Annotated in this window: 16 protein-coding genes; 14 read left to right on the top strand and 2 right to left on the bottom strand. The window is 56.6% G+C overall.

All coding sequences use genetic code 11. From position 1 onward, the window contains the following. Positions 1-4: 4 nt before the first annotated feature. The 12 genes from purQ (at position 5) to ilvA (ending at position 16760) form a co-directional block, all read left to right on the top strand. Positions 5-694 (top strand): phosphoribosylformylglycinamidine synthase subunit PurQ, encoded by a 690-nt coding sequence (gene purQ / locus K1558_RS22320; protein ID WP_238653883.1) that lies wholly within the window; start codon positions 5-7, stop codon positions 692-694. Then, a complete protein-coding gene (purL, locus tag K1558_RS22325) occupies positions 672-2918 on the top strand; it encodes a phosphoribosylformylglycinamidine synthase subunit PurL (RefSeq protein WP_238653884.1) in 2247 nt (748 codons plus the stop codon). Before purQ ends, purL begins: the two co-directional genes overlap by 23 nt. After that, positions 2903-4399, top strand: a complete 1497-nt coding sequence (gene purF / locus K1558_RS22330; protein WP_238653885.1) for an amidophosphoribosyltransferase — start codon at positions 2903-2905, stop codon at positions 4397-4399. Before purL ends, purF begins: the two co-directional genes overlap by 16 nt. Before the next feature lie 646 nt (positions 4400-5045). Beyond that, on the top strand, positions 5046-6086 hold the full coding sequence (gene purM, locus K1558_RS22335) for a phosphoribosylformylglycinamidine cyclo-ligase (RefSeq protein ID WP_238653886.1): 1041 nt from the start codon (positions 5046-5048) through the stop codon (positions 6084-6086). Next, positions 6086-6700, top strand: a complete 615-nt coding sequence (purN, locus tag K1558_RS22340; RefSeq protein ID WP_238653887.1) for a phosphoribosylglycinamide formyltransferase — start codon at positions 6086-6088, stop codon at positions 6698-6700. Before purM ends, purN begins: the two co-directional genes overlap by 1 nt. A gap of 211 nt (positions 6701-6911) precedes the next feature. Next, positions 6912-8459 carry a bifunctional phosphoribosylaminoimidazolecarboxamide formyltransferase/IMP cyclohydrolase gene (purH, locus tag K1558_RS22345; protein WP_238653888.1) on the top strand — a complete coding sequence of 516 codons (1548 nt, stop codon included), beginning with the start codon at positions 6912-6914 and terminating at the stop codon, positions 8457-8459. Between the two features lie 21 nt (positions 8460-8480). Then, positions 8481-9746: a phosphoribosylamine--glycine ligase gene (gene purD / locus K1558_RS22350; RefSeq protein WP_238653889.1), complete on the top strand. Its 1266-nt coding sequence runs from the start codon at positions 8481-8483 to the stop codon at positions 9744-9746. 316 nt (positions 9747-10062) lie between these two features. After that, positions 10063-11376, top strand: a complete 1314-nt coding sequence (locus K1558_RS22355; protein WP_238653890.1) for an SEC-C metal-binding domain-containing protein — start codon at positions 10063-10065, stop codon at positions 11374-11376. 253 nt (positions 11377-11629) lie between these two features. Then, the gene (locus tag K1558_RS22360; protein ID WP_238653891.1) at positions 11630-12478 is read left to right on the top strand and encodes an NmrA family NAD(P)-binding protein; all 849 of its coding nucleotides are present in this window, start codon (positions 11630-11632) and stop codon (positions 12476-12478) included. Between the two features lie 48 nt (positions 12479-12526). Continuing rightward, a complete protein-coding gene (locus K1558_RS22365) occupies positions 12527-13015 on the top strand; it encodes a PadR family transcriptional regulator (protein WP_274528719.1) in 489 nt (162 codons plus the stop codon). Between the two features lie 276 nt (positions 13016-13291). Further along, positions 13292-15376 carry a methyl-accepting chemotaxis protein gene (locus tag K1558_RS22370; RefSeq protein WP_238653893.1) on the top strand — a complete coding sequence of 695 codons (2085 nt, stop codon included), beginning with the start codon at positions 13292-13294 and terminating at the stop codon, positions 15374-15376. 121 nt (positions 15377-15497) lie between these two features. Continuing rightward, the gene (ilvA, locus tag K1558_RS22375; RefSeq protein ID WP_238653894.1) at positions 15498-16760 is read left to right on the top strand and encodes a threonine ammonia-lyase IlvA; all 1263 of its coding nucleotides are present in this window, start codon (positions 15498-15500) and stop codon (positions 16758-16760) included. A gap of 69 nt (positions 16761-16829) precedes the next feature. Here ilvA and K1558_RS22380 read toward each other — a convergent pair whose 3' ends face one another. Both K1558_RS22380 and K1558_RS22385 read right to left on the bottom strand, forming a co-directional pair. Continuing rightward, positions 16830-17732, bottom strand: coding sequence for a hypothetical protein (locus tag K1558_RS22380; RefSeq protein WP_238653895.1), 903 nt, complete (start codon positions 17730-17732; stop codon positions 16830-16832). Between the two features lie 40 nt (positions 17733-17772). Further along, positions 17773-18435, bottom strand: coding sequence for a DUF1129 family protein (locus K1558_RS22385; protein WP_238653896.1), 663 nt, complete (start codon positions 18433-18435; stop codon positions 17773-17775). Between the two features lie 172 nt (positions 18436-18607). Between K1558_RS22385 and K1558_RS22390 the strand changes: the two genes are divergently transcribed. Both K1558_RS22390 and K1558_RS22395 read left to right on the top strand, forming a co-directional pair. Then, positions 18608-18805, top strand: a complete 198-nt coding sequence (locus K1558_RS22390) for a hypothetical protein (protein ID WP_238653897.1) — start codon at positions 18608-18610, stop codon at positions 18803-18805. 177 nt (positions 18806-18982) lie between these two features. Then, positions 18983-19813, top strand: a complete 831-nt coding sequence (locus K1558_RS22395; RefSeq protein WP_238653898.1) for an alpha/beta hydrolase family protein — start codon at positions 18983-18985, stop codon at positions 19811-19813. Positions 19814-19873 lie beyond the last annotated feature (60 nt).

A 19873-nucleotide genomic window follows, 5' to 3' on the forward strand; every position in this document is an offset into this window, starting at 1 on the left:
CACCATGAAATTTGCAGTACTTGTCTTTCCGGGCTCCAATTGTGACATTGACTGCTACAAGGCAGTAGAGGACAGCCTCGGCGAACCGGTGGATTATGTATGGCATACGGCGACAGACCTGTCGGCCTATGACTGCATTCTCGTGCCGGGCGGCTTCTCTTATGGTGACTATCTGCGCTGCGGCGCAATCTCCCGGTTCGCTCCAGTAATGGCTGAAGTGGCTAAGGCGGCAGAGCAGGGCAAGTTCGTGCTTGGCATCTGCAACGGGTTCCAGATTCTGACCGAAGCGGGCCTCCTGCCGGGTGCGCTGCGCCGCAACATGTCGATGAAGTTCCGTTGTCATGACACGGTGCTTAAGGTCGTTAATAACACAACCCCGTTTACGATTGACTATGCGAAGGATGAAGAGATCGTTATTCCTATCGCGCATGGCGAAGGCAACTACTATTGTGATGAAGAGACGCTCGCTGAGCTTCAGGCGAATAACCAGATTGTGTTCACCTACAGTGACAACCCGAACGGCTCGGTGGCCGATATTGCCGGAGTCAGTAACAGGGCGGGCAATGTCGTCGGCATGATGCCTCACCCGGAGCGTGCAGCGAATAGCCTGCTGGGCTCGGAAGACGGCAAACGGATGTTCACATCCATTCTTAAGACATGGAGGGATCGTTATGACGCAGCAAGTATCCGCTAAGGAGCCGACCGCAGAGCAGATCGCGGAGCAGAGAATCTACAGTCAGTTCGGTGTGTCAGACAGCGAATATGAGCTCATTACCTCCTTCATGGGACGTAAGCCTAACTATACAGAAATCGGTGTGTTCAGCGTCATGTGGTCTGAGCACTGTGCCTATAAGAATTCCAAGCCGCTGCTGAGCCGGTTCCCCACAAGCGGGCCGAAGGTGCTGATGGGACCGGGCGAAGGCGCGGGCATCGTTGACATCGGAGACAATCAGGCGGTCGTCTTCAAAATCGAAAGCCACAACCATCCGTCAGCGGTAGAGCCTTATCAGGGCGCGGCTACCGGGGTGGGGGGGATTATCCGCGATATTTTCTCCATGGGGGCAAGACCGGTAGCGCTGCTGAACTCCCTGCGCTTCGGGAAGCTTGAGAGCGACCGGGTCAAATATCTGTTCGAGCATGTCGTGTCCGGGATTGCAGGCTACGGGAACTGTATCGGCATCCCCACTGTCGGCGGGGAGATTATGTTCGACAACAGCTATGACGGCAATCCGCTGGTGAACGCGATGTGTGTCGGTCTGATCGATCATGACAAAATCCAGCGCGGCGTCGCCAAAGGTGTAGGCAACCCGGTGTTCTACGTAGGCCCGCCTACCGGACGTGACGGCATTCATGGGGCGACCTTCGCCTCTGTGGAGCTGAGTGAGGAATCGGAAGCCAAGAAGACCGCCGTGCAAGTCGGCGATCCGTTCATGGAGAAGCTGGTCATGGAGTCGTGCCTGGAGCTGATCGACAGCGGCATCGTGCTGGGGATTCAGGATATGGGCGCGGCCGGACTGACCTGCTCCAGCGCGGAAATGGCAAGCAAGGCAGGCAACGGTCTGGAGCTGTATCTGGATCAGGTGCCGCAGCGTGAGGAAGGCATGACACCGTATGAGATGATGCTCTCCGAATCCCAGGAGCGGATGCTGTTCGTGGTCGAGCCTAAGGATGAGGCCCAGGCGCAGGAAATCTTCGACCGCTGGGGCGTCATCTGCCGTAAGGTCGGGAAGGTGACGGATGACGGCCGCCTGAAGCTGTTCCATCATGGTGAAGTGGTCGGCGATATGCCGGTGAAGGCGCTGGTGGATGAATGTCCAATCTACAACAAGCCGTCTGCCGTTCCTGCCTATTACGAGCAGAATGCAGCCGTAGATACGCTTCGCTATGAAGAGGTGACCGATCTGGGCGGCGCACTGCGCACCGTGCTGGGATCGCCGACTGTAGCAAGCAAGGCATGGGTCTACAACCAATATGATTACATGGTCCGCACCAGCACGGCGGTTCGTCCCGGCTCCGATGCGGCGGTGGTTACGATTCACGGCACCCGCAAGGGTCTGGCGATGACCACAGACTGTAACGGACGTTATGTCTATCTCGATCCTGAAGTGGGTGGACGGATTGCCGTCAGCGAAGCGGCGCGCAACATTGTCTGCTCCGGCGCCCAGCCGCTGGCGATCACAGACAACCTGAACTTTGGCAGCCCGGAGAAGCCGGAGATTTTCTGGCAGATGGAACGGGCCGTAGACGGTATGGCGGAAGCCTGCCGGGTACTGGATACACCGGTCATCGGCGGTAACGTCAGTCTGTACAACGAGAATGCCACCGGAGCCATCTACCCGACACCGGTTGTCGGCATGGTGGGCCTGGTTGAAGATACCGATCATATTACGACTCAGGCGTTCAAGCAGGAGGGGGATGCTATTCTGCTCTTGGGCGTGACCAAGGCGGAGCTGGGCGGCAGTGAATTCCAGTATGCCGTACACGGCTTGACCGAAGGCCGTCCGCCGGAGCTGGATCTGGCGACAGAGCGGAAGTTGCTGGATGCTGTTCTCACGGCAATCCGCGGCGGTCTGGTCCGCTCGGCACATGACCTCTCCGAGGGCGGTCTGGCCGGTGCACTCGCCGAGAGCTGCATCAGCGGCGGGACCGGCGCGAATGTGGAGCTGTCCGCCGGCGGACTGCGCCCGGATGTGGCCCTGTTCAGCGAGAGCCAATCGCGTATTCTGCTGACGGCTGCCCCTGAGCGTGCGGAAGAACTGAAGGCAGCAATTGCCGCTTATGACGTACCTGTTGCGATTATCGGTACCGTCGGCGGAGACCGCCTGCGGGTGGCGTTGGACGGTGCAGCTGCGCTGGATGAAGCGGTCAGTGAACTCAAGACCGTGTGGGAGGACGCTATTCCATGTCTTATGAAATGAAGACCGGGAACAAGCAGGAGTCCCCTGTCCTGTGGACCGGCGATTTCTACAATGAGGGAACAGGCTCGGGCGATATTTTTGACACGTTAAAAGAAGAATGCGGCGTCTTCGGGGTCTTCGGACACCCGGAGGCCGCTTCAATGTCCTATTACGGGCTTCATGCCCTGCAGCACCGTGGAGAAGAGAGCGCGGGCATCTGCGTAGCCGACGGGCGCGACTTCAACTATCACCGCGGCATGGGCCTGGTGAAGGAAGTGTTCGACAAGGACAAGATTGCTTCGCTGGTCGGGGACATGTCCATCGGGCATGTGCGCTACTCCACCAGCGGAGACAGCCGGCTGACCAATGCGCAGCCGCTGGTCTTCAAGTACCGTGACGGTGATCTGGCGATTGCCACGAACGGCAACATCGTCAATGAGCCGCTGATCCGCAAGCAGCTGGAGCAGAGCGGCTCCATCTTCCAGACCACCAGCGACACCGAGGTGCTGGCGCATCTGATTGCGCGTTCGCAGAAGGATTTTGTCGAGGCGACGAAGGATGCCTTGTCGCAGCTTGTCGGCGGCTTCGCCTTCCTCCTGATGACCAATGACAAGCTGATCGTCGCTTCAGACACCCACGGTCTGCGTCCGCTCGTCATGGGCCGGCTGGGCGAAGCCTATGTCTTCGCTTCCGAGTCGTGTGCGCTTGAAGTGATCGGCGCTGAGCTGGTGCGCGATATTGAGCCCGGCGAGCTGCTGGTGCTCGATGAGAACGGCTTCCGCGAGGAACGCTTCGCCGAGCCTAAGCGCAAAGCGCTGTGTGCGATGGAGTACATCTACTTCGCACGCCCGGACAGCGACCTGAACGGCTCCAACCTGCATTCCGCCCGCAAGCGGATGGGCAGCCGGATGGCGCTCGAAGCCTTTGTGGATGCCGATATCGTCACAGGTGTGCCGGATTCCAGCATCTCCGCCGCCATCGGCTATGCCGAGCAGACGGGCATCCCGTATGAGCTGGGGCTGATCAAGAACAAATATACCGGCCGCACCTTCATCCAGCCCAGCCAGGAGCTGCGCGAGCAAGGCGTGAAGATGAAGCTGAGCGCTGTGCGCCGCGTCGTCGAAGGCCAGCGCGTCGTGATGATTGACGATTCCATCGTGCGCGGCACGACCTCGCGCCGGATCGTCAACCTGCTGCGCGAGGCCGGAGCCGTTGAGGTTCATGTGCGGATCACCTCGCCGCCGTTCAAGAACCCGTGCTTCTATGGCATCGATACCCCGGACCGCCGGGAGCTGATTGCCTCCTATAAGTCGATCGAGGAGATGTGCGAGGAGATTAATGCCGATTCTCTGGCATTCCTCACTCCCGAAGGATTGATCCAGTCCATCGGCGGCTATAACAGCGACGACTACAAAGGCGGCCTGTGCCTGTCCTGCTTCGACAATGATTACCCGACGCAGGTGGATTTCGGCGGGGAAGAGAAGGATGGGTGCTCGTGTTAGTATCCCCCTAAATCCCCCTTGGAAAGGGGGACCCCGGAGGGCGCTGCCCTCCGGCCACCCGAAAGTTTGGCGGTAGGAGTCTGCTCTAAACTTGCTAAGGGTGCGTGGGTGCGAATTTCCGCTTTGTCCCTGTGTGCTGCGCACGGGGGGACACGCTTTACGGCGCTGCACCCCCGGCGGCCTTCGGCCCGCCGGATACGGCTCCAGAATCTGTCCTGTTTGCTGCGCAAATCCGGAGATTCTGTCGCAGCTAAAGCGCGCACGGCTGCGCCCCATGCGCGAATAGCCTCCCGCCCCCGACTGTTTGCTAGCGCAAAGGTGGGGGACCGGGTCGTCTTGGAGGCGCTGGGCTTCGCCCGCAGCGCCGAAACCCTGCTGTGCCAGGCGCGGAACCTTCGGCTTGCGGCACGGGATTTACCCCGGTGGTTGGAGTCCATGGAGAGGAAATTTGGAACTGTAGGAGCGGTAGCGTCCGCCTTTAGATTTGGATTTCTACCGCGGCCTGCGGTTCAATCAAGGAAATCCAAATATAACAGCGGCCGGAAGTCCAAATGTTCCTCGGAATGGCGACTATAACCACCAACGCACTAAATCCCTGCCGCCCCGAACCCCGCGCCCAAAAATAATCGAAATGAGGTGCCCCCAAGTGTCGGAAGCTTATAAGAACGCCGGAGTGGATATTGCGGCTGGCAATGAAGCGGTAGAACGCATGAAGAAGCATGTGAAGCGCACGTACCGCCCGGAGGTAATGACGGAGCTGGGCGGATTCGGCGCACTGTTTGGCCTGAATAAGGACAAATACGAGGAGCCGGTTCTGGTCTCGGGAACGGATGGCGTCGGAACGAAGCTGAAGCTGGCTTTTGCCGCCGACCGCCACGACACTATTGGCATCGATGCGGTCGCCATGTGTGTGAATGATATTGTGGTACAGGGCGCGGAGCCGCTGTTCTTCCTCGATTATCTGGCCTGCGACAAGGTTGTGCCAGAGAAGATTGAAGCCATTGTCTCCGGGATCGCCGAAGGCTGCCACCAGGCAGGCTGCGCGCTGATCGGCGGCGAGACGGCCGAAATGCCGGGCATGTATGCAGCTGGTGAATATGACATCGCCGGATTTACCGTTGGGGTGGCCGACAAGGCGAAGCTGATCACGGGCGCGGACATTGCTCCCGGAGACACCGTGATCGGCCTGGCCTCCAGCGGAATACACAGCAACGGCTTCTCGCTGGTGCGCAAGCTGCTGCTGGAGGATGGCGGCTACGGTCTGGATGAGGTTCTGCCGGAGCTGGGCGCTCCGCTCGCGGACATTCTGCTGACGCCGACCAAAATCTATGTCAAGCCGCTCCTGGCCCTGCTGGAACAGCTTCCGGTCAAGGGGATGGCCCATATTACCGGCGGCGGATTCATTGAGAACATTCCGCGCGTATTGCCAGAGAACGTAGATGTTGAGATTCAGTACGGCTCCTGGCCGATCCAGCCGGTGTTCAGCCTGATGCAGAACAAGGGGAACGTGAGCAACCGCGATATGTTCACTACTTTCAATATGGGGATCGGTCTTGTATTGGTTGTAGCGGAAGCAGACGGGGAACGTGCGCTTGAGCTGCTGAAGGCCAGCGGCGAGGAAGCGTATCTGATCGGTAAAGTTACCGAAGGCGAACGTAAGGTGACCTTCACAGGAGCTGAAGTCTGATGGCGTGGAGCCGGATCGCTGTATTTGCCTCCGGGCAGGGCAGCAATTTCGCCGCACTGGTGCAGGCGCAGCGGGAAGGACGGCTCGGGTCAGGCAACATCGAGCTGCTGGTCTCGGATAAGCCGGAAGCGCCTGTCGCACAGCGGGCAGAGGAGGCGGGAATTCCCTCCCTGCTGCTGAGGCCGAAGGACTTCGCGGGCCGGGAGCAGTATGAGGCCGCGATTGTAGCTGAGCTTAAGCGCCGGGACATCGGACTGGTGGTGCTGGCCGGCTACATGCGGCTGATCTCGCCGGTGCTGCTGGAGCCTTATGCGGGCCGGATCGTCAACATCCATCCGTCACTGCTGCCGGCCTTCGCCGGGAAGGACGCCATCGGCCAGGCGCTGGAATACGGCGTGAAGGTAACGGGCGTTACCGTGCATTTTGTCGATGGAGGCATGGATACCGGACCGGTGATTGCCCAGCGCAGCGTTGAGGTCCAGTCTGAGGATACGGCCGAATCGCTGGCTGAACGCATCCATCAGGTTGAATATGCATTGTATCCGGAAGTCGTAGCGGCTCTTGCGGACGGCAAAGTCACATTGAACGGAAGAAAGGCAGTTATTGCCGATTAATGACGGTTTGTGGCATTCCAGAAGTTATGACAAAATATCCGGTTTAGTTCAGGCATGTCAGGCCGGCCCGGCGGATTCCGATATTTCTCGGGAAATACCGCACGGTCGATGTTAGATTGCGAAGTTTATCCAACAAGAGCGGTATCTGCCGCTTGAATGAGTATAACCAGCTCCAACAATCTAGCGTGAATCCAGAGGAGGACTATTCAAAGTGAGTATCAAAAGAGCGCTGGTCAGCGTATCGGACAAACAGGGCATCGTGGATTTTTGCCGCGAATTGTCTGCACTAGGCGTAGAAATTATCTCCACCGGCGGCACCAGCACCCTTCTGGCGAAAGAAGGCGTTCCTGTCATCGGCATTTCCGATGTGACCGGCTTCCCTGAAATTATGGACGGACGCGTCAAAACCCTGCACCCCGCCGTGCACAGCGGCCTCCTGGCTGTTCGTGACAACGAGGAGCATACCCGTCAGATGAAGGAGCTCGGCCTGGGATACATCGACCTTGTCGTGGTCAATCTGTATCCGTTCGCGGAGACGATTGCCAAGCCGGATGTATCGTATGAGGAAGCGATCGAGAACATCGATATCGGCGGACCGACAATGCTGCGTTCGGCGGCGAAGAACCATGCGTTTGTCAGTGTGGTGGTGGACGCGGCCGACTATGCGAATGTGCTTGAAGAAGTACGTGCCGGTGGAGATACAACCCTTGCAACCCGCAAACGTCTTGCGGCCAAAGTCTTCCGCCATACGGCGGCTTACGACGCCCTGATCGCCGATTATCTGGCGAATGTCACCGGTGAACCGCTGCCGGAGCGCTACACGGTTACTTACGAGAAAATCCAGGATCTGCGCTACGGCGAGAATCCGCACCAGAAGGCAGCCTTCTACCGCAAGCCGCTGGCGGCGCAGGATACGCTGACCGCTGCCGAGCAGCTGCACGGCAAAGAGCTGTCCTACAACAACATCAATGACGCGAATGCCGCGCTGCAGATCGTTAAGGAATTTGAAGAGCCTGCTGTCGTGGCGGTGAAGCATATGAATCCTTGCGGAGTCGGCGTGGGAACGAGTGTCTATGAAGCCTATCAAAAAGCTTACAATGCCGATCCTACTTCGATCTTCGGCGGCATTGTTGCAGCTAACCGGATTATTGATGCGGATACAGCCAACCTGCTGAAGGATATTTTCCTTGAAATCGTCTTGGCTCCGGGCTTCACTGAGGAAGCGCTGGACATTCTGACCAAGAAAAAGAATATCCGCCTGCTTAAGCTTGGCCACCTCAGCACAGCCGCTTCGCGCAAGAGCAGCTTCGTTGTCACCTCCATCGACGGAGGCATGGTGGTACAGGAGAGCGATGTGCACTCCGTGAATCCTGATGATTTGCAGGTAGTTACAGACCGCAAGCCAACCGAAGAAGAGCTGAAGCAGCTGCTGTTCGGCTGGAAGGTTGTGAAGCATGTGAAGTCCAACGCCATTGTGCTGGCGGCTGATGATATGACGGTCGGCGTAGGCGCTGGACAGATGAACCGTGTGGGCGCGGCCAAGATTGCGATTGAACAGGCCGGAGACAAAGCCAAAGGTGCGGTGCTGGCCTCCGATGCCTTCTTCCCGATGGGCGACACGCTCGAAATGGCCGCTAAGGCCGGTATTACTGCTGTAATTCAGCCGGGAGGCTCCATCAAGGACGAGGAATCGATTAAGGTAGCCAATGAATACGGCATTGCTATGGTCTTCACCGGCGTCCGCCATTTCAAACACTAGTACGTGGGGAGGGGCATAACTATGGATATTTTAGTAGTCGGCGGCGGCGGCCGCGAACATGCAATCATCTGGAGCTTAGCCCGCAGTCCTAAGGCCGGCAAAATCTACTGCGCACCCGGCAACGCCGGAATTGCGCAGCTTGCTGAATGTGTGCCGATCGGCGTCTTCGAGTTCGACAAGCTGACCGCCTTCGCCAAGGAACGGGAAGTTGGCCTGGTGGTCATCGGACCGGATGATCCGCTGGCGGCGGGGATTGTGGATGCTTTTGAAGCCCAAGGTATCCCGGTGTTCGGCCCGCGCAAGAATGCCGCTGAGATCGAGGGCAGCAAGACCTTCATGAAGGACCTTCTGCACAAATACAGCATTCCGACTGCCCGCTACGAGAAGTTCAGCGACTATGAACCCGCACTCGCTTACTTGCGCAGCCAGGAGCTGCCGATCGTCATCAAGGCGGACGGGCTGGCCGCAGGCAAAGGCGTAACCGTGGCTTATTCCCGCGAGGAAGCGGAGAAGGCGCTGCAGGATATTATGGTCGACAAGGTGTTCGGCGATGCCGGGACACAGGTCGTCATTGAGGAGTTCCTGGCCGGGCAGGAAATGTCGATTCTTGCGTTTGTCGATGGCGAAACCGTGCGGCCGATGGCGGCAGCCCAGGACCATAAGCCGGTATTCGACGGCGATAAAGGACCTAATACGGGAGGTATGGGGACCTATTCCCCGCTCCCGCATATCGGTGAGTCGGTAATCCGCGAAGCGGTGGAGACGATCATTGAACCGGCAGCCAAAGCGATGGTGGCGGAAGGGCGGCCCTTCAGCGGCGTGCTGTTCGCCGGACTGATGATCTCGCCGGACGGCAAGCCGAAGACGATCGAATTCAATGCCCGCTTCGGCGACCCGGAGACCCAGGTCGTTCTGCCCCGTCTTAAGAGCGATCTGCTGGAGATTTTCCTCGCAGTGACCGAAGGCAGGCTCGCAGAGATCCCTATCGAGTGGAGCGATGAGGCAGCTGTATGTGTGGTTCTCGCTTCCGAAGGTTATCCGGGACCGTATCCGAAGGGCGTGCCGATCAGCGGCCTGGACGAAGAAGGCGCGGCGCTGGTCTTCCATGCCGGCACGGCGCGCGGCGCAGACGGAAGCTGGGTGACCAGCGGCGGTCGGGTGCTTGGCGTGGTAGGCAGGGGCGCTACCATTGCCGAAGCGCGTACAGCGGCCTATGCCGGTGCGGAGAAGATTACTTTTGCCGGCAAGCAGAACCGCAGCGACATTGCGATGAAGGCGCTAATCTGAGAAGAAAGTCCTAAAAAAAGGACTGACAAGTAGTAGGAGAAGTGCTATAATACAACTCGTACGGGGGAAAATGTACGGATATATACAGATAAAGGGTCTTTCCTTTCATGGAAAGGCCTTTTTAACAGTTAATTGGAGTTTCTATTTCTTACAGACAAGGGGGTAATAGAAAACCCCGTGCCGGGAAATGTTATAATGATAAGATAACAGCGATGCTAATTCGGATGGTTGTAGAACGTGAACTTAAGAATGTTATATACGGATCGCCATTGTTAAGTTCATCTTATATAGCTACAGATTTAAGGGGGAATTGGTTGTGAGCAAGGTCGGAAGAAATGACTTATGCCCATGCGGAAGCGGGAACAAATATAAGAGGTGCTGCCTGGAGAAAGACAGATCAGCGGCACAGTCCATCCTGCGGCTGGTGACGGCAGAGGATGCAGCGTCGCAGGAAGTTATTATCGGGGAGGTTCAGCAGGAGCAGCCGGCTCCGCAGGCAGCAGCAACTGCCGGGGGCAAGCTTACACTGCCCAAGCTGAAGAAGATGGTCACCCGCGAGCTGAAGTGGGAGCATCCGGCCCATGAGCAGCTGGCGCTGGAGCTGATTGAGAGCATGAAACCTCTCTACGACCGGGAGCTGATTCTGGAAGCGCTGATGCTGTGGAACGGGTTCTCACGTACAACCAAGCCGGCCGTGAAGAAGACAGGCTCCTTCTGCGCTGCAATTGAATATCTGCTGTCTGAGGAATACGGCTTCATGCAGTCCCAGGCTGAGCTGTCCGAGCGTTACGGCGTGACGACAGCCACTATCTCCCGTAAGGTGAAGGAATTCTATAACTATGTCGAGGAATACGGTATGGGCGGGGAAGCAGACGAGCTCGACGAGCTGAACAGCCTGGGAACTCCGCAGGAGAAGGCGGAGGCTCTTCTGCACAAGGCGATGGCGACCTCCTCATCGAAGCGCCGGGTCCAGCTGGCCGAAGCAGCGCTGGAGATTTATCCGGACAACCCTGAGGTCTACCTGTTGCTGGCCGAGGAATCGGAGAACGAGCAGGAGGCGCGGGAGCTGCTTAAGGCGGGGATCGCCGCAGGCAGACGGGAGCTGGGCGAGCTCTATTTCTCCAAGCATAAAGGGTACTTCTGGGGGCTCTCCGAGACCCGGCCCTATATCAGAGTCTGCCAGAGCTATGCGGAATCCTGCTGGTTCGGCGGCAATGCGGAGGAAGCGGCAGAGATGCTGGAGCATATCCTGGAGCTGAACCCGGATGACGCTACCGGGGCCCGTTATCTGCTGACTGCTGCCTATCTGTACAGTGATAAGCTTGAGGAAGCACAGCGGATTATTAAGGAGTACGGGAAAGATGATGCCGCTGCAGCCTTTGCTTACGACCGGATCGTGCTGGAGTTCAAGCAGAATGGAATCACCTCCCAGCTCAAGATGCTCTACCGGGTTGCCCGCGGAGTGAACAAGCATGTGCCGGATTATCTGCTGGGCGTCAAGCGCCTGCCGAATAATCTCCCTGACTTTGTCGGCATGGGCGATGCCAATGAGGCGATTGAATATGTCATCATGCATTCCCGGCTGTGGGCAAGCCTGCCGGAGCTGCTGAAGTGGATGCTGAAGCAATAGGAAGCGTATAGTGAAGATCAGACACAGTCCTGCGGGGCTGTGTTTTTTTGCGTGGTGGTGTAGGCAACTGGACCAAATGTAATCGAAAAACCGACCACATAGCGATGACGCAGGCAGAAGGGGGCGGCGGGCGGGGCCAGCATAACGCAGATTGATTTTACACCAATAATTCCCCTTGCCAATCCAGTCTAATTAGACTATATTATGAGATGTAGTCTAATTAGACTAATCCATCTGAAAAGAGGTACTCATTATGTTATTTATTACTGGAGCAACTGGAACCGTTGGAAGCCGGGTTGTACATTACCTCAAGCAGAAGGAAGTACGCTTCAAAGCGCTCACCCGCACTCCTGAGAAGCTGATGAGCGACCCGACCGGCGGCAAGAACATGACGATCGTCACCGGGGATATCAAGAATTGCAGCGCCTGGTCAGATAGTCTGCACGGCGTTGAGACCTTGTTCCTGATCCTGCTGGATGATGCCGGAGAGATTCTGCAGGCGGCCCGGGACCAAGGTGTGCGGAACATCGTGTTCTTGTCCTCAGCCTCGATCAACCGCTCAGATGCCGGTTATAACGACAATGCGATGAAACATAAGAAGGTCGAGGACCAGATTCAGGCATATGGCTTTCAGTATGTGTTTATCCGGGCTGAGGCGTTCATGCACAATACCATTTACTGGAGGGACCTTTTTAGATACAATAAGGGGACGATCCGGTTGCCGGCCCTGGAGGCTAAGCTGGCGAGTATACATGAAACGGATATTGCCGAGGTTAGCAGTGTGGTTTTAGCGGATTTTGACAGATTCTCCGGGCAGATCTTGACGCTTACAGGGGCGAATATTCTTAGCCAGCGGAACATTTTGACCGAAATCTCTAAGCAGCTGGGACAATCCATTACACTCGAAGAGCAGACCATCGATGACTTCCGTTCTTATATGAGCAAGTACATCGCTGAAGAGTATATTACCCTTAGAGTCCAGGACTGGGAGTATACCTTGAAGCATAAGCTGGCCGTGACGGACACGGTGCTGACGATTCTCGGCCGGGAGCCGTATACGTTCAGAGAATGGATTGCGGAGCATCTCGGTGATTTTCAATAAATACAGAAAGAGGAATTCGCTATAATACCTTTATTAATACTGGGTCTGCTGAAGGATTGCGGACAATCCAGCGCGTATGAATTGCTCAATGTCTTCAAGGAACGGGACTACAGGTATCTTGTTCATATGACAAAGGGCTCGCTGTACTACAACCTGCAGAAGTTAGCGGGGGAAGGCCTGGTCCGGCTGGTGGAAGTCGTCAGCGTGAACAATTATCCCGAGCAATATATTTACGAGATTACGCCGCAGGGTGACGATCATTTCCAAGCGCTGATGGCTAAATATTCGCTGCAGACGGACGATATTACGTTAGCCTTTTATATGACGACACTGTTCGCCCACCAATATGATCCTGAGCAATTCAAGGCGGCTGTAGCCGTACAGATGGAGCAGACGCGCCGTAAGATTGCCGAGATTGACCATGCACTGGATGTTAAGCAAGACAGGATCTACGATACGGCCAAGTCGATGATGAATAATGTCAGAGCGCACCATGAGTTGAACCTGAAATGGTTTCAGGAGCTGCTGGAGCAGTGAGACAGCGCCTTCCGCATACTCCCTTTTATTTGCCGAATCCGGGCAGATAGGAGGGAGTATTTTTATGTAATAAACCTGACATGAACAAGCGATGATGCAAAGGAATTAGACGCTTAATACGTTGATTATGAGAAAATACCTGACATGGACACAGTTCTTTCACAGCTTACGGAGAAACGGTACAGGGATAAAGGGAATTTTTGCAGAAATAAGTCGAAAAGACAGAGAAGATTCGGGGCTGACCTGAGTCTTTATACATGGAAGGTGGGAGGGCCTATGGCACCGGGTAAGAGTAAAAAGGTCAGGGGAAGGGGGCTTATCGCCTCACTCCGTAATATGGGGATTCGCGGCAAGCTGTTTCTGTCCGTGATTGTTGCGGTTGTTGTTATTTTTATGACAGTATCTGTAGTCATCTATAACAATGCCAAGCAGATGATTGTGGATGGACTGAAGAGTGCACTCACTTACGAGAAAAGCGCGATCAGTGTGAAGGTGGGCGAGCTGCTGCAGCCTGCGGCGGACAGTGTGGAGCTGCTGAATGCCAACGCCTACATCCGGGACTTCATCACCCGGGCGCAGGATGCAGGGGCGGTGAAGACCACCAGCGGTTACAGTGAGCTGATCCGTACGCTGAATCTGATCAAGAATGGCAATAAGAATCTGCTGAACGTATACATAGGGCTGGATGCCGCGAACAAGGTAATTACCCAGGATGAATTCGAGCCGCCGGCCGATTATGTGCTGAAGGAGCGGAGCTGGTATGCCGTTACGGCGGCTAACAAGCGGATTACGATAACAGATCCTTATATTGATGCCGGCTCGGGCAAAATGGTCGTCAGTGTCAGCACACCGTTGCTTGATGATACAGGCAGGCTGATCGGTGTGGCGAGTGCGGATATTTCGATTGAACAGATTACAGCGGCGCTGGGTGCTTTTAATTATAAGGGCAGCGGGTATGCTGTTCTGATCGATAAGGCGGGCACCTTCATCTACCACCCCAATCCTGACAATATTCTGCTCAAAAAGATGGCGGATCTCGGCGAAGACTGGAAAGCCGTCGGCGATACAATGGTGCAGTGGGGCTCGAATGTCATCCGGGCGGATATTGACGGAGAAGAGAGCTATGTATCGTATTCTCCTGCTGTCGCTAATCAGTGGGCCGTGGCGCTGATCGTGCCGGAGCAGCATGCCGAACGGGAATTGAAGCACTTCGAGCTGATCTTCACGCTCTCCATCCTGGCTTCCATTGCTGTGCTGTCGGTCCTGCTGTATGTCGTCTCGGGCAGCATCCTGAAGCAGCTTCCGCTGCTCACCGCTGCCTTCCGGCAGGCGAAGAACGGCGACCTGTCAGTAAGAGCGGAGGTGACTGCCAAAGGGGAGATCGGCGTGCTGGCGGAAGGGTTCAACGACATGGTTGCTGCACAGCAGGCACTGATTCAGGAGATTATGCGCAGCTCGCAGAGCATCTCGGAGGCTGTGGCGAAGACGGAGCGGAATGTGTCCGGGCTGGATGGCAGCATTACCGGCATATCGGGGGTTACCGAGGAGCTGTCGGCCGGGCTGCAGCAGACGGCGGCTTCAATGGAGGAGATGAATGCCGGGACGATAGAGTTCGGAGATGCGATTCACGGGATTGCCGCCAAGGCCCAGGATGGGGCTGAAGCGGCTGGGGCAATCCATATGCGGGCCGGCCAGCTGAAGGAGCGCACGCTGGAATCCCGGAGACAGGCGGAAGCAATCTACGGGCAGAGTGAAGCGAAGCTGCGCCAGGCGATTGAACAGTCCGGATCGATCTCACAGATTGAGGCGCTCTCAGACGCCATTCTGGAGATTGCCGCCCAGACGGGCCTGCTGTCGCTGAACGCTTCGATTGAAGCCGCCCGGGCGGGTGAGGCGGGCCGGGGCTTCGCGGTGGTGGCGGAAGAAATCCGCAGGCTGGCGGACCATTCACGCGGGACGGTGGCTGAGATCCAGGAAGTGACCGGGGCAGTGATGCAGGCGGTGGCGAATCTGTCTGCGGCTGCAGAGCATATGCTGGGCTTCATGGACCGGCAGGTGCTGAAGGATTATGATGCGATGCAGGAGACCGGGGAGCGGTACAGCGAGGATGCAAGGTATGTCGATGAGCTGGTGACTGACTTCAGCGCTACTTCTGAGGAACTGCTTGCTTCTATACAGACGATGCTGACTGCAATCAGCGAGACAGGCACAGCCACGAATGAAGGGGCAGAGGGGGCGGCGGTGATTGCGGCAGAGGCAGAGCAGATCATCGCAAGGTCCGGCCATATTGTGGCTGAGATGGAGGGGATCAAGCAGACCTCGGCGCAGCTCCTGGAGGCTGTCTCGAGATTCAAGGTCTAGCCGGATTCCGCGAAGCGTGGATGCTGTACTTCGTGGGGAGGACAAGGCTTGAAAAAATGTCTCTGGAAGGGTATGTTACAAGAAGCAAATGATTCGAAAGAGACAGTGAGGCGAGGAAGAAATGAGAGAAGGCGACAACCGGATCGTAGGAATGGAAGATATTGTACGCGCACATCATATGCTGCGGGAGGTTATCGTCCGTACGCCGCTGCAGCTCGATGCGGTGTTATCTGCCAAATACGGCTGCAATGTATATTTGAAGCGTGAGGATCTGCAGATTGTGCGCTCCTTCAAGATTCGCGGGGCCTACAATATGATCCGCAGTCTGTCCGCCGAGGAGCGGGCCAAGGGGATTGTCTGCGCCAGCGCGGGGAATCATGCCCAGGGTGTAGCTTACTCCTGCAAGGCGCTCGGCATCAAAGGCAAGGTGTTCATGCCCAGCACGACGCCTAACCAGAAGATTAAGCAGGTCCGGCGCTTCGGCGGCGAATTCGTTGAGGTGATTCTGAAGGGAGATACCTTCGACGATGCCTACGATGAAGCGCTGCAGGCCTGCATTGACCATAGCATGACGCTGATTCACCCGTTCGATGAGCCGCGGATTATTGCGGGCAACGGAACGATTGCCATGGAGGTCATGGAGAGCCTGGATAAGCCGGCCGATTTCGTCTTTGTTACCATCGGCGGCGGCGGGCTGGCGGCCGGGGTAGCTACCTATATCAAGACAGTCAACCCGGCGACCCGGGTCATCGGTGTGGAGCCAACCGGAGCCGCTTCGATGAGCGAGGCGATGGATCGCGGCGAGGTGGTCACGCTGAAGGAGATTAACAAGTTCGTGGACGGCGCAGCGGTGAAGCGGGTCGGCGGGCTGACCTACGATATCTGCTCGCACCTGCTGGATGATGTGGTGAAGGTGCCGGAGGGCAAGGCCTGCTCGACGATTCTGGAGCTGTACAATGAGAATGCGATTGTCGTTGAGCCGGCGGGCTCGCTCCCGATTGCGGCGCTGGATCTGTACAAGGACCAGATTCGCGGCAAAAGCGTGGTCTGCATCATCAGCGGCGGCAACAACGACATCGACCGGATGCAGGAGATCAAGGAGCGTTCCCTGATTTATGAGGGCCTGAAGCATTACTTCATGATCAACTTCCCGCAGCGCGCGGGGGCATTGCGAGAATTCCTTACGGAAGTGGTCGGACCTGACGATGATATTACCCGGTTCGAGTATACGAAGAAGAACGAGAAGGAGAACGGCCCGGCGCTGGTCGGCATTGAGCTGATGTCTACGGAGGCCTATGCCCCGCTGATTGAGCGGATGCAGCAGAAGGGTGTCGATTACGTGGAGATCAACAAGGATGCCAACCTGTTCAATATGCTGATCTAGTCAGATTATTAGGCAACAAGAAGACCCGTCCGGGCATGCGGACGGGTCTTCTTGTTGCTCAGCGCCTGGTCAGAGCTGGGGCACCTCAGTCTTCAGGTACGCTTCTGCCGCGTCATCCAGCAGATAGCCATTGCTCTTCATCAGCTTCATGAGGCCGTCGAGCTTCTTCAGGAACGGGCTGTCGCCGTTCTCTTTGGAGAGGAGGGCAGTGTAAGCCTTCTGCGCCTCCAGGTCCATCTCCTGATTGTCGTAATGGAAGAGCGGTGTGTTGTTCTGGCCGTAGAAGGTATTCCCGGTATATCTGGCATAGAGCTCCTTAACCGCTTGTACCCGGTTAGATTTGGGATAGCTCTGAATGAACCGCTCCTGAGCCAGCGCGCGGGCCGCAACTTCCCCCCAGGCAATCACAAGGCCGTTGTCCTTGGAGGCGGGCTGATCCGCTTCCGTGGCCATTATTGAAATATAACTGCGGATATCCTCCGTGACATAGCTGGCATACTTGCGGTAACCCGCATAATCAATCACCGGGAAAAAGCTTCCCTCCGCCGTCTCCAGCTTGTACCCGCTCGCGGCTGCACTCTCCAGCAGTGTGCGCAGGGCCGGGTTATCCGTGCTCTCGGCCAGCTTCGCCATGCTGACGCCCCCGCGGTAGACGGAGATCAGCCTGCGCTGCACATCGCTGCTGCTGAACTTCTTCTCCCAGGAGGGGAGCAGAGCCTTATGCAGATTCTCCAGCTTCAGTGTCAGCACAGTAGCCTGATACGGAGTCACCGCATACAGCTTGGTCTGCATGAAGGTAATGGTCCCGGGAAGATTCCCGCTGGAGAGCAGCGGCAGCGCGGCCTTGTATACCGCCTCCGCATGGCTGGCGGCAGCTGTCCCCGCCTTGGTGTCCGGAGCTGCCCCTGCAGGGGCAGCCTGAAGGACTATCAGCAAGGTCAGCGCTGCGGTTAGAACAACATGCTTCTTCATTCAAGTCTCCTCCTGTGTTGAACGTATGGAATAACAGTCTCTAGGATCGGAAGAATAGTAACTTCAGCCCAAGTCCGCCTGCCAGAGCAAGAACCAGGCTGACCCATGGGGCGATACGGATAACCGGAAACAGATTATCGAGGAACATACCGGCGAAGATGGCGGCCACCGCCACCGCGATATAGATGCCTAAACCCCGGATATCGAAGCCCTTCTGCTTCGGGCGGTCCTCCTCGGCTAAGGAGGCCATCCATTTCATAATAAGTTCAATCAGTACTACCGAGCCGAAGGCCACGACAATAATAGTGAAAATGCTGAGCTGGCCGAAGATCTCGGCAGGCCCGCCGCTCCACTGCATCAGGAGTCCGCCTGCGCCCATCACGGCGAACATGATTGTGAGCGCCGCTATCGAGATCATCAGGGAGCTGGCCAGCCTGCTGCGCGGGGCGCGCGGAGGGCTGCTGTCCATTACTTCCCGGAAGTAGTCACCGGGGTGCTCCCCGAAGATCTGCCGGGCCGTCTTCCCCTTGGCTTGTCCCTTCAAGAGCAGCTCAGCCGCCTCCAGCAGCAGCTCCTCTGCACGTACAGCCTCTACTGAACTGGCGCGCATCGCCAGAATCATATCCTCGTAGAAGGAGCGGTTCGCAGGCGTCATCTGCTCCCGCAGCCGGTTATTCTGCTTAATCATAGCTTTGACTTTCATAGTGTGGACATATACCTCCAGCATTGAGTGATCAGGACTGTCTTTAACCTAGAGTATACGGTTGTGAACCGGCGGTGTGCAAGGATAGCGCGTGAATAATCCTTTTGGAGAAGTAAACACTGAAGAGGTGCACCTTAAATAACGATCGCTCAGAGGAAAGGCAGGAGTGTATATGGAAGAAGAACAAGAGCAGGTTCCCGGTGCTGCCGGGGACAATGTTATCCCTGCTGCCACGAATGGTGTAGGCGACTGGGGGAACTCCGACGGCTACAGCCTATGGGAGTCTGCGGGACAGAAGCCGGAGAACGGGCTGGATGGCTGGGAAGGCCGGCAGGAGACCCACGATATGTTTCATGACAGCTATGACTGAGTAAAGCGTATGCCGGAAACAGGCCTCTTTCACCTCCTAATGGAGGGAAGGGGCCTATTCCTGTTCAGGGCTTATTGACAAGAATTAAAAGCAGAGACTATAATAAAAACAATAAAACATACTAATTTAATCGGAATTATATTAATTAAAATATAATCATTTTGGGAGGGCACGGTTATGGAACGGAATATCATCATCCGCCATAAGGGAGAGGAACTGACAGCGAGCATACATTATCCGGCTGCGGACAGGGCGGGAACCGGACGGTGCAAGGACCGGGTGCCGCTGGCTGTAATCTGCCACGGCTTCGTGGGCAGCCGGATCGGAGTAGACCGTATCTTCGTCAAGGCGGCCCGTGAGCTCGCCCGGGATGGTTATATGGTTATCCGCTTCGACTATATAGGCTGCGGGGAGAGCAGCGGCAATTACGGAAGTGAGGATATGGAGTCGATGATCCAGCAGACCCGTGCTGTGCTGGACTACGGCATCAGCTCGGCCGATGTCGACCCGCAGCGTGTGACGCTGATCGGGCACAGTCTGGGCGGCGCGGTGGCGCTGCTGACCGGTGTCCGCGACCGGCGGGTGAAGAACCTCGTGCTCTGGTCAGCCGTAGGCTATCCCTTCAACGATATCGTCAAGATTGTCGGACGGGATACCTTCGACCAGTCGGTGAAGAGCGGCTTGGCAGATCATGCCGGGTATTCATTCACTCCTGTATACTTCAACTCCCTGGCAGCCTTCCAGCCGTTCCAGGAGGCCGGGAAGTTCAGCGGCGATGTGCTGGTCATTCACGGAACCTCCGATGATGTCATTCCTGTGGATTACGCGTTCCTCTACCAGAAGCTGTTCTGGACCCGGCCTGAGGGCCGTTGCGATAAGGAGATTATTTTCCAGGCGGATCATACCTTCTCTTCGGGCTCGGCGCAGGAGCAGGTGCTGAAGCGCACCCGGGAGTGGATGAACCAGCAGGAGCATCTGCAGGAGGAATGGCAGAACTGGATGATATAGCCGTATGAACCGTACTCGCAATAGCCGGGAATTAGCTGTAAAATAAAGGGGCAGACCATA

The sequence above is a fragment of the Paenibacillus piscarius genome (genome assembly GCF_022234545.1).
Classification (GTDB): Bacteria; Bacillota; Bacilli; order Paenibacillales; family Paenibacillaceae; genus Paenibacillus_AQ; species Paenibacillus_AQ piscarius.

Coding starts and splice junctions, on each gene's coding strand:
- ilvA (WP_238653894.1), top strand. CDS start 15,498: ATGAGAGAAGGCGACAACCGGATCGTAGGAATGGAAGATATTGTACGC.
- purF (WP_238653885.1), top strand. CDS start 2,903: ATGTCTTATGAAATGAAGACCGGGAACAAGCAGGAGTCCCCTGTCCTG.
- K1558_RS22380 (WP_238653895.1), bottom strand. CDS start 17,732: ATGAAGAAGCATGTTGTTCTAACCGCAGCGCTGACCTTGCTGATAGTC.
- purL (WP_238653884.1), top strand. CDS start 672: ATGACGCAGCAAGTATCCGCTAAGGAGCCGACCGCAGAGCAGATCGCG.
- purN (WP_238653887.1), top strand. CDS start 6,086: ATGGCGTGGAGCCGGATCGCTGTATTTGCCTCCGGGCAGGGCAGCAAT.
- purD (WP_238653889.1), top strand. CDS start 8,481: ATGGATATTTTAGTAGTCGGCGGCGGCGGCCGCGAACATGCAATCATC.
- K1558_RS22370 (WP_238653893.1), top strand. CDS start 13,292: ATGGCACCGGGTAAGAGTAAAAAGGTCAGGGGAAGGGGGCTTATCGCC.
- K1558_RS22385 (WP_238653896.1), bottom strand. CDS start 18,435: ATGAAAGTCAAAGCTATGATTAAGCAGAATAACCGGCTGCGGGAGCAG.
- K1558_RS22360 (WP_238653891.1), top strand. CDS start 11,630: ATGTTATTTATTACTGGAGCAACTGGAACCGTTGGAAGCCGGGTTGTA.
- purQ (WP_238653883.1), top strand. CDS start 5: ATGAAATTTGCAGTACTTGTCTTTCCGGGCTCCAATTGTGACATTGAC.
- K1558_RS22390 (WP_238653897.1), top strand. CDS start 18,608: ATGGAAGAAGAACAAGAGCAGGTTCCCGGTGCTGCCGGGGACAATGTT.
- K1558_RS22395 (WP_238653898.1), top strand. CDS start 18,983: ATGGAACGGAATATCATCATCCGCCATAAGGGAGAGGAACTGACAGCG.